Origin of the sequence: Streptomyces sp. NPDC007162 (assembly GCF_040634175.1) — a bacterium.
GTDB lineage: Bacteria > Actinomycetota > Actinomycetes > Streptomycetales > Streptomycetaceae > Streptomyces.
Genome location: NZ_JBEYFC010000357.1, coordinates 1 through 9,742, shown reverse-complemented (window position 1 = coordinate 9,742; position 9,742 = coordinate 1). Strand labels below are relative to the sequence as shown.

Annotated in this window: 10 protein-coding genes; 3 read left to right on the top strand and 7 right to left on the bottom strand. The window is 68.3% G+C overall.

The window, feature by feature from the left end; genetic code table 11:
- Nucleotides 1-9 precede the first annotated feature (9 nt).
- The 7 genes from ABZ646_RS32055 to ABZ646_RS32025 form a co-directional block, all read right to left on the bottom strand.
- Nucleotides 10-552, bottom strand: coding sequence for a hypothetical protein (locus tag ABZ646_RS32055; RefSeq protein ID WP_360526601.1), 543 nt, complete (start codon nucleotides 550-552; stop codon nucleotides 10-12).
- On the bottom strand, nucleotides 549-2,267 hold the full coding sequence (locus ABZ646_RS32050) for a carbamoyltransferase C-terminal domain-containing protein (RefSeq protein ID WP_360526604.1): 1,719 nt from the start codon (nucleotides 2,265-2,267) through the stop codon (nucleotides 549-551). The genes ABZ646_RS32055 and ABZ646_RS32050 overlap by 4 nt, the downstream gene beginning before the upstream one ends.
- A gap of 8 nt (nucleotides 2,268-2,275) precedes the next feature.
- On the bottom strand, nucleotides 2,276-3,232 hold the full coding sequence (locus tag ABZ646_RS32045; RefSeq protein ID WP_360526598.1) for a thymidylate synthase: 957 nt from the start codon (nucleotides 3,230-3,232) through the stop codon (nucleotides 2,276-2,278).
- Nucleotides 3,229-5,082 carry a hypothetical protein gene (locus ABZ646_RS32040; protein WP_360526595.1) on the bottom strand — a complete coding sequence of 618 codons (1,854 nt, stop codon included), beginning with the start codon at nucleotides 5,080-5,082 and terminating at the stop codon, nucleotides 3,229-3,231. The genes ABZ646_RS32045 and ABZ646_RS32040 overlap by 4 nt, the downstream gene beginning before the upstream one ends.
- Nucleotides 5,079-5,708 (bottom strand): HAD family hydrolase, encoded by a 630-nt coding sequence (locus ABZ646_RS32035; RefSeq protein ID WP_360526592.1) that lies wholly within the window; start codon nucleotides 5,706-5,708, stop codon nucleotides 5,079-5,081. Before ABZ646_RS32035 ends, ABZ646_RS32040 begins: the two co-directional genes overlap by 4 nt.
- 121 nt (nucleotides 5,709-5,829) lie before the next feature.
- Nucleotides 5,830-6,264, bottom strand: coding sequence for an ATP-binding protein (locus tag ABZ646_RS32030; RefSeq protein ID WP_360526589.1), 435 nt, complete (start codon nucleotides 6,262-6,264; stop codon nucleotides 5,830-5,832).
- 49 nt (nucleotides 6,265-6,313) lie between these two features.
- Entirely contained in the window at nucleotides 6,314-7,117 is an 804-nt protein-coding gene (locus tag ABZ646_RS32025) for a TauD/TfdA family dioxygenase (RefSeq protein WP_360526586.1), read from the bottom strand.
- Nucleotides 7,118-7,285: 168 nt separating this feature from the next.
- Between ABZ646_RS32025 and ABZ646_RS32020 the strand changes: the two genes are divergently transcribed.
- The 3 genes from ABZ646_RS32020 to ABZ646_RS32010 all read left to right on the top strand — a co-directional run.
- Nucleotides 7,286-7,753 carry an NUDIX hydrolase gene (locus tag ABZ646_RS32020; protein ID WP_360526583.1) on the top strand — a complete coding sequence of 156 codons (468 nt, stop codon included), beginning with the start codon at nucleotides 7,286-7,288 and terminating at the stop codon, nucleotides 7,751-7,753.
- A 6-nt stretch (nucleotides 7,754-7,759) separates the two neighbouring features.
- On the top strand, nucleotides 7,760-8,953 hold the full coding sequence (locus ABZ646_RS32015; protein WP_360526580.1) for a helix-turn-helix domain-containing protein: 1,194 nt from the start codon (nucleotides 7,760-7,762) through the stop codon (nucleotides 8,951-8,953).
- A 208-nt stretch (nucleotides 8,954-9,161) separates the two neighbouring features.
- Nucleotides 9,162-9,742 (top strand): helix-turn-helix transcriptional regulator (locus ABZ646_RS32010; RefSeq protein ID WP_360526577.1); only part of this gene is annotated, 581 nt, incomplete at its 3' end.

The window sequence follows — 9,742 nt, the reverse complement described above, 5'->3', positions numbered from 1 at the left end:
AGATATGTGTCAGCCGGGCAGCAGAACCGCTCGACCTCGCACCCTGCCCTGGCGCAGCCTGCCGAATGCCTCGGGTGCCGCCCACAGGGGGAAGAGCAGGCGGTGGACGCCCGCCGTCGGTTCGAGAGCGGCCTCGCACACAGTGGTCTGGCGGATACGCCGCCACACGCTGTCCGGCCGGAGCTGGCGGTCCTTATCCCAGATCACGGTTGGGATTCCGAGCCGAACCGTGTACCAGGTGACTAGCTCTGTCTGGCGGTGCAGGTCGCAGGTGTGCCCCTCGGTGCCGCACGGGGTGGTGTTGCGCCCGTCGATCGCCCAGCGCCACTCCAGGAACAGGACGTCGATGTCCGGGGTGCCGCTGTGGAAGGCGTAGGCGTTGCCGAGGTCGTCGCCGGCCTCGATCAGGTCGCGGTTGGCCTGCAGGAAGACGATCTCGTGGCCGCGGCCGAGGAGGGCGTCGATCAGGGGGCGTCGGTGGCTGCGGCCCCCGTCCGGGGTGTCGGTGATCCCGTTGCCGAGGAAACCCCAGAAGCTGTATCCGATCCTCACTTTGTGATCCACCGACCTTCCAGCAGCAGGGCGTCCAGTCCGGAGTTGGCCAGGCAGTGCAGGGCCATTTCCGGCGTCCCGCAGATCGGCTTGCCCTTGACGTTGAGGGAGGTGTTGATCAGCACCGGCACCCCGGTGCGGCGGGCGAAGGCGCTCAACACTTCGTGTATGAACGCATTCTGCGACCGGATGACGGTCTGGAGGCGGGAGGTGCCGTTGGCGTGCACGATGGCTGGCACGCGCTCGCGCGCCTCGTCGGTTACGTCGGACGCCATCGACATGTACGGCGCCTCCTGGCCGAGGGTGAAGAACTCCGCGGCGCGCTCGGCCAGGACCATGGGGGCGAAGGGGCGGAACGGCTCCCGGAACTTCACGGTGGCGTTAAGCCGCTCGACGACCCCAGGCTCCAACGGAGAGGCGAGGATCGAGCGATTCCCAAGGGCGCGGGGGCCGGCCTCGACTCGTCCCTGGAACAGTCCGACGATCATGCCGTGGGCAAGCTGGTCGGCGAGGAACTCGGCGGACTCTTCGCCCAGCATCTTCTGCTGGAGCCCGGGCCACGGCGTGAGGTCAAGGGCCTGGTGCTGGTACGACGGGCCGAGATAGCAGGCCCGGGCGACGCCGGACACAGGCCGCCGGCTGCGGCTGCCGGTGTGCACGGCGATGGCGGCCCCGATCGCGGTGCCGGCGTCGCCCGGGGCGGGCGGGACGAAGACCTCGTCGAACAGTCCGACCTCGATGATCCGCCCGATGCTCACGCAGTTCGTGGCGACTCCACCACCGACACACAGGCGGCGCGCTCTGGTGATCGTCCGCGCCCGGCGGGCCAGATGCAGCATCACCTGCTCGGTGCGCTCCTGGAGTGCGGCGGCCAGATCCCGGTGGATGTCTTGGACCGGCTCGCTCGGGTGGCGCTCGGGGCACGTCTCGGCGATGAAGCGGCGAGAGGTCCGCGGGTAGCCCGAGGTCAGCACGCGCGGCGGGAAGTAGGCGGGGTCGACCGAGAAGCCCGTGGGTGTGGTGCGCACGGCCCGGGCGAAAAGGTGCCGGAACCGCTCCGGATCGCCGAGGGCGGCGAGTGCCATCACGGTGCCCTCCTCGTCACCACGGCGCCACCCGAGGTGCTCGGTGACCGCGCCGTACACGTAGCCCAGAGAGGCAGGGTCGTTGATCGCCTCCAGGGTGCGGGTGGAAGGGTGGAGCGCGTCGTGTCCACGGGCGATGGTGGTGGTCTGCCGCTCGCCGAGGCTGTCCACGATGAGCACGGCGGACTCGTTCCACCCCGAGGCGGCGAAGGCCGTCAGCTGGTGGGCCCGGTGGTGCAAGACAGGGAAGACGCCGGCGGAGGGGAACCGCCGGCCGAGGGCGCGGGTGCGCAGATGGGTGCGCACCGCCACCTTGGCGAAGCCGTGAGCCCTCGGCAGCGCCCGGTCGCGCGTCGTCGGCGAGAGAGACAGGCGCAGGGCTGCCGGGGACTCGGCGAGGTAGTGGGCGGGCTGGAAGTTGTAGGCGACGGCGTCGACGTCGGCCGCGGTGAGCCGGGCCTCGCCGAGTAGCCACTCGACTGCGTGGCCGGGGTAGTCCTTGGTGTGTTTGTGCTGGGAGAGGCGCTCCTCCTCCACGAAGCCGATCAGCTCTCCATCTACCAGGAGGGCAGCGGAGGAGTCGTGCGTGAAGGAGCACAGCCCGAGGATGACCGAGGGAGCGCGGTCCATGGTGGCCATCACCGTGTCCCCGCCGTCTCGCGCGCGGTCGAGGCGCTGGCATGGCGGTTCAGCTCGCCGTACCAGGCGATGAGTGCCTCGCCCAGCGGCCCGTCGATCTTGTCGGCGACCCGCCACGCCTGCTCACGCGCGCCGTCCTTCCACAGGCGGTAGCTGCGCAGTGTCTCGGCCATCGTGTCCCAGCCCGGGTGGCCGGTCACGTCCCGGGCCTCGACCTGGTCGAGCAGATCGTCGAAGCCCCGCCACGGTGTGGTGAGGTCCGGCATGACCGGGCTCGCGGTCACCGCGGTCAGCTCTTCCGCCTGGTCGAGATGGTTCTCGTAGATGTGCAGTGATCCCACGTGGTGGTGGAACTCGCCCAGCTCGGCGCCGAGCCAGCCCGCGACCAGCTCATGCAGCACGGTGTAGAAGAACAGGTCGTAGGGCATGCCGATCCACACATCCTGACCACGCATCGTCGTCGACATGTGCAGGCGGCCGGTGCGCAGGTGGAAGCCGAAGCCCAGCGTGCAGGGCACGTCCTTGTGCCCGGCGGCGTCCTGGGCTGGGTCGTAGAGCTGGATCAGGGCCCGGCGGGAGTCGGGGTCCTCTTTGAGGATCTCGACGACGCGGCTCAGCTGATCCACTTTCCCGGCCCACTTCCGCATCCGCGGCCCGTACGCACCCCGCAGGACACCGTCGTCGGCGTACTGCCGCAGGCGTGCGTTGTAATCGAAGATCCACGGGGTGTCCGAGCCGGAGAGGTGCCACACGGTCTCCGCCACGGCGAATGCCGGGTTGATGACGCGTGCCGGCGGCGCGTACAGCAGGCGAGCCCGCGGCTGGGTCAGCCGCATGTGGACGTCGAGCACCTCACGGGTCGCCATGCCGCGAGGGCTGACCCCCTCGCCGCTCTTGGCCAGGGCGACAGCGCCGACGAAGAGTTCGGCGACGCTGTCGCCGGTCAGGTGTGTCATCGGACAGGTACTCCTTCGCCCTGCGGCCGTCCGGACTCGGCAGCACGGGCATCGTGGTTGATGTGGTGGGAGTGCATGACATGGCCGCCCGAGCGGCGGGTGATGAGGCATGCGACTTGGGCTGCGCTGTCACCGCGCCACCGGCACACCGCGTCCGTCGCCGCCCGGTCGGCAAACGGGCGCTGACCGCGCAGTGCGACGAGAGCGTCGGCGATGTCATCGGCGGTGCTGCACCGCGCGGCAAGGCCGTGGTCGGAGAGTCCGAGCGTGCGCTCGCCGGGCGAACCCAGTTCGAGAACCGGAACGCCCACCAGCGCGGCCTCGATTCCGCACGTCGAATAGGCGCTCGCCAGGGCGTCGGCACCGGCGAGGCAGCCACGAGCGCCGACCCGGGGATCGGCCACGGCCACGAGGGGCCGACCGTCCCGTTCGAGCAGGGGGGCGAAGACCTCGACGCTCTGCGCCGGGTGCGGCGCGATGACGAGGCCCCAGTCGCCGCCGGCCTGCCACAGACCATCCAGCAGCAGGTCGGCCTGGGCCTTGAGCCGGTCAGGACCGAAGGGCTGGCAGGCCCACACAGCGATACGGGTAGGACTGCGCCGCCGACCGGGGGCCAGCAGATTTTCCAGGTAGCGCCTCTGGGTCTCGCGGCCGAGGCCAGCGAGTGCATCGAAGCGGGGCTGGCCCAGGACATGGACTTCGGCGTCAGGGTGGCGCACCCACGCCTTTGCGAGGGGGAGATCCCGCTCGCCCATGACCACTATGTGGCGGCTGTGCAGCGCGGGCCATACGACCGACTCCGCCGTCCAGGCCCCGTGCTGGACGTGCACCGTGTTCACCCCATGGCGCTCTGCCACATGTACGGCCAGCGCACCCAGTGGGCTCGTGTCATTGCTGACCAGGACGGTATGCGGCCGGAGGGCGGCGAGGACGCCGTCCAACCATGTCTCCGCCCGCACGACCGATCGCCACGATGGCTGGGTGCACCCGCCGCTTGTCTCCAGCAGAACGGACACGAGGCGGACCAGTCGGGCCAGTTGAACGTCGTGCTCGCCGACTCGAACGACGCGGCCATCGTCCTGCGGCCTCAGCCCATCCACGGCGCCGGAAAGGTCGAAGAGACCGGTCGGTGGCGAGCACAGGTTCACCCCCGCGACGCCAGAAGCCGGGCACCGCTCCGCCGGGTCGGTCCCCAAGTCCACCACGACGCTGGGGCGCCCGCTCCTGGCCAGCTCGTCCAGCACCGGCAGCAGAGTGGCCGCGTGACGGGACGACCACGACAACGCCACCACCTCGCTCACTGGAAGCTCCGAGGGAGCCGAGCTCGGCACCGATGCGGCCGCCGGGCCAGGAGGGAGATTGCGTAACTGCGCGGAGCGGAGGGGGTTGTGAGGGGCTGCGGCTCCGAGCAGGTAGGCGATGCCCGACCAGGTGACCGTGTACGCCCGGTACTCGCGCGAGCTGCTCGACCGCAGCCCGACGAGTCCTTCGTACGGCGCGAGTCTCAGCGGACCTGGGGTCTTGGCGAACGGCTCCCACGCGCTGAGCGCCGCCAGCTTACGTACGACCTGTGCCACCAGGCGCCGCGCCGGCACGTGCTGGATGTACAGCCACCCCGCGCCACCCGGCGTCCTCGCAAGATCAGCGCCATACGCTTCGAGGGTCTTCATCACATGGTCGACCCGTGCTTCAGCATCGCGCCGGTCGAAAGGCAGGGCCTCCAGCTCGGACGTGGTGATCCGGTCGGACTTCATGGTCGCGAGCGCGCCCTCGCCGACCAGCGCCCACACGGGCTTGCCATCGGAGTCGGCGCGGACGACGCCCAAGGCGCTGCGCTTGGTCGGCCTCACACCAGGCTCCCTTCGAGGATCGGCCCGGTGTCCATGAGCCGCAGCAGGTCCTTCGGCGATTCGGCGACGACGGGGGCCGGGGGGCTCGGGGTGCCGTAGCCCCAGCCCGCGTGCACATACGAGACGCTGGCGCGGCGGGCTGCCTCCTGGTCGACCTCCATGTCTCCGACGTACAGGGCATCGGCCGGGTCGGCGCCCAGGTCGATCAGGGCGAGCAGGATCGGGTCTGGCGCGGGTTGCCCCTGCCCTACCCCGTTCGGTGTGCGCACCGTGGCGAACGGGACGGCGAGCTGAGCCAGGAGAGGGGTGGCTCGCGCCAACGGCTTGGACGTGACAATCCCCAGCCGCCAGTCGGCAGCGGCGAAGGCATGCAGGACCTCCGCGACGCCGTCGAACTGTCGGGAGAGGTGACAGGCGGCCGTCGACGCCTTGGAGTAGGTCCGGTGGATCGGCTCGGCGTCAGCGAGCCCGAGCTGCTGCATGATGTCGGCGAAGGGTCGGCCCAGGTGGCGTTCGTACTCCCCGAACGGCACGTCGAGGCCGTGGTCCTCACGGACCTGGCGCCACGCGCGCTCCATGACCGGGCGGGTGTCGACGAGCACGCCGTCCAGGTCGAGGAGGAGCACGGGCGACGTCTCCGAGTGGGATGTGGACGTAAGCCGAGAAGGCATGAAAGTGCTCCCAAGGAGGGGGTGGGATGGAGGTGGAATCCTCGGCGCATGACGATTGCGTCGTTCCCGCTGACCGTCAGGCCCTGTCCGAAGCGATGTGGAAGGCGCACCACGTCGTCTTGCCGTCCTCGCTGACGCCCCAGTTCTGCGCGAGGGCGGACACCAGGAGCAGACCGCGGCCCGAGGTGTCGTCGTCGCTGGCCGCCCTGAGTGTTGCAGGAGCGCTGTTGTCGTCAGTGACCTCGATGCGCAGCTGCTCATTTGTGTTGAAGGCGCGCAGCCGCACATCTCCCGTTCCGTGCTGGACGGCGTTTGTGACCAGCTCAGAAACGGCAAGCACGACGTCGTCGAGCAGATCCTGGGGAACCTCCCACATCATCAAGAGCGCCGTGATATCTCGGCGGGCTCGGTGAGCACATACTTGCTGCGGGGCGAGGGCCGTCTCGAAGACATGGGGATTCCTAGGCGATGGCTCCACCGGCGATCGTGTTGGGGCTGTGAGAGCAGTCATCCGGTTGTCCTGTGAGTCGCAGTGCGCCGGAGCAGGTGGGGCTTCCACGTCAGCAGGTGGCATCGAGGGTTGTCGGAAGACGGGCACCGAGCGAGTCCGGAGCGAAGCCCGTCGGCGTGGGAACAGAGGGCTCGCCCAAGGCGCGCAAGCACAGGCGGTGACCCGTGAACCGGCTACGGGCATGGAGCCAACGGTGGTTGTCCAGCAGGTAACCCTGGCCCGGTCCGAGGCGGAGGCGACGTTGGCTGTTCGCGATGGCTCGGCGCAATGCGGGTAGATGCGGATGGACGATCGGGCTCCATCGTGCAAGGCCGTCTTGGCGCAACCGGACCAAGATGCGGCCGTCACCACGGACCGTGAACACCTGGCTGGGATGTCCTGTGCCGGCGCCGAAATACGCGGTTCTCGCCTTGGCGAGCATGACCGCCGCTTCCCGCGCCTCAGCGATCAGGCTCGCCAGAACGTCACGCCCGTCGGCAAGCAGGACATCGCCGCCTTCAGCAGCGGGCCTCATGCAGACGAAGAGCATCATGCGCGGCGGGTTGGGCACTCCAGCACGCTCGGTGTGTGCCTCCAGGTCGCCGCGTCCGAGGCCGGCAAGACCGGCGCGGTGAGCGTGCCTGCCCGTGTCCTGGATGGTCGTAAGTCCGTCGGGGTCACTGTGAGGATGCGGCGTGATGTGCATCAGCTGGTTGGCGAAGTCGAATACCGAGCTGCGGCCCATGAGGCCCGCGACGGTCACCAGTCCGGTCTCATGCAAGCGGGCGACGCACGCGTCAACGGCGTGTCGTGCCCGAATGTCGATGTGTTCGGACTCAATGAACGTCGCCGGGCCAGTGGTTGCAGTGTGCATCGCGGTGCTCCTTCGCAGTAGGTCGGTACGGTCAGCGTGAGAACCGCCGGTGAGCCGGGTAAAGCGACAGATTGTCGACTCGGTCAAATCGCCCGGGTTGGCGTTGAGTTGCCCTCCGCGTGCTACGTTCCGGAGACCGTGAGCGCACTGCCCAGGACGAGGACCGCAATGACGTACACAACGCCCCGTTGGCCCGTTTCCGTGAAAGGCGTCGCTCTCGACGCTGACGACCGGGTGCTGCTGCTGAAGAACGAACGGGACGAGTGGGAGCTCCCCGGCGGACGTCTGGAGTCGGGGACAGCGGACGGCGCCGTTCCGGCCGATGACAGCCCCGAAGCGGCCTTGGAGCGGGAGATCCAGGAGGAGACCGGTTGGGAGGTGAAAGCGGGACCGCTGATTGACGGCGGCGTCTGGATCTACGAGCCGATTCCCGGTCGCAAGGTCCTGATCGTCTCCTACGGGTGCACGGTGCTTACCCCTGACCGAGCACCCGTAGTCAGCCATGAACACAAGCACCTTGGCCGGTTCGCCGCTGACCAAGTGGCCGCTCTGAACATGCCGGAAGGCTACAAACAAGCAGTGACCGCCTGGTACGGCCGAAAGGCGGCATGCTTGGACGACAACAAGCGGAAGTAGCTCTCTATGGCCGCTGGAGTAAGTTCGGATCACCAAAGCGAGCGCTGGCCGGCGATTCGTCCGTCGGCGCGCCATGCACAGTGGCACTGGGCGACACCGCAAGCCGAGGTCGTCCTGGCGGCAGGAGAACTGGCCGGCATCCTGCGTTTCTACCGCCGCGTGCACAGCTTGAACCAGACGGAACTCGGCGAACTCCTCGGGTACGACAAGACCTACATCTCCGCGCTTGAACTCGGAAAGCGCAGCCTTGACGACGTGGGGTCCCGCCGCCACATCTGCGACTCCCTGCGGTTGCCACCTCACGTCCTTGGTGTGACAGACGTGGCTGACACCGATCACCGGGCCATGCTTCAGTTCGGCGAGTCCACCGTCCGGCTGGCCGAGATCGCCCGGCAGTCCGGCCACGCCGCGGAAGCAGTTGCTGAACTGTGGCCACTGGTTGCCCGCCTTGAGGCCCGGGTGGAAGACGGACACGCGGAGGGGGACGTCCTGCATCTGCTTGCCCGTGCACGCGTGGGGCTCGGGGTCGCCCTGGGAAATGTCCTTCCAGAAGAGCGACTGAGCACGGCGGCCCGGTGGACGGCCAAGAGTCTGGAGCTTGCCGAGTACTTCGGGGACCCGGTCATGACGTCGTACGCGCTCCGGATGCACGGCAACGAGCTGCGGAAGGCCGGACTGCGAGGTGCAGCCGTGGAACGCCTGTGCCGCGCTGTCGCTGTTGCGCCCGACGAACGCGCACGCGGTGCCGGCCTGGCACTGCTGGCCCGTGCTGCTGGTGCATTGGGCAACTGCGTGCTGTTCGATCGGGTGATGCGTGAATCGGACGATCTGCTTTCTGCAGGGGAGCACACCAGCCTGTTCAACCCCTTCTCTCTGCACGAGATCCGACTTCGGGGGCTGGTCGCGACCGGACGGGCTCGCGAGGCCATACTGCTGGTGGGAGACAGTCCTGTGCCCACTACTACTGTGGCGCCGCAATGGCGGGTGATCGAGCTCGTGACCGTCGGCCATGTGCAGCTGCTCGCCGGCGACCGCATCGGTGCGGCAGAGTCGCTGGACGTTGCGGTTCACGAAGCGGTCGTGCAGCGGTTGCCGCATCAACTCCAGCGCATCATGCGCACCGCTGCCGACCAACTGCCGGCTGCTTACGAGGCCGCGGCCCACGCTCTGCACCGCGTGCGCAGTGAGATGGCGGCATAGTGCCATGCCACCCGGGGAGGCAACAGTGCTTTGCAGTAACACCGTCATGCCCTTCGTCCTGCGGAATCAGGGCGTCCATCGAATCGCTCGTACTCCGCTGGTCCCAGAGCAGATTCGCTGCAACAGTGATGCATCCGTGTGGCGTTGACGGGGATGACCAGGGTGTTCGCAGGGTTTGAGATCTTGAGGCAGTTCGGGGGGCCGGACAATGAGACGTAGGCGGCAACGTCTTGCTGACAGACGCCGATCAGTCGGCCTCACACAGGAAGACCTGGCTGAGAAGCTCGGCGTCGACCGCTCGACGGTCGTGCGCTGGGAGACGGGCACCGCATCCCCACAGCCATGGATGCGCCCACGACTCGCCGACGCCCTTCTCATCACGCTTGAGGAACTCGTCGACGTTCTGGCCAATGAGGCTGAGCGAGACAACCGCGCTCCGGCAGCTCAGGGCGCTGTCTCCCCCGACCGCGCGACTGCGTATCCGGCCACGGCTACAGACCTCCGACACGACTTCGACGAATTAGCATCCCGCTACGACCGGGTCCCTTCGGCCAGTCTGCTGGCGAAGGGGGGAGAGCAACTCAGCCTGATCACCTACATGGCCCGACACGTCCCGCAGGGACGGGCAGGGCGAGAGCTGCTGACGCTCCAGGCCGACGCACTCACATTCATGGGTCAGCTCGTCTGGGATGCGTCCCAGCGCCGGGATCACGCGACAGCACGCCACTACTACGACGAAAGCCTGCGTGTTGCTCGACACCTCCACGATCCCACGCTTGAGGCGCCGTC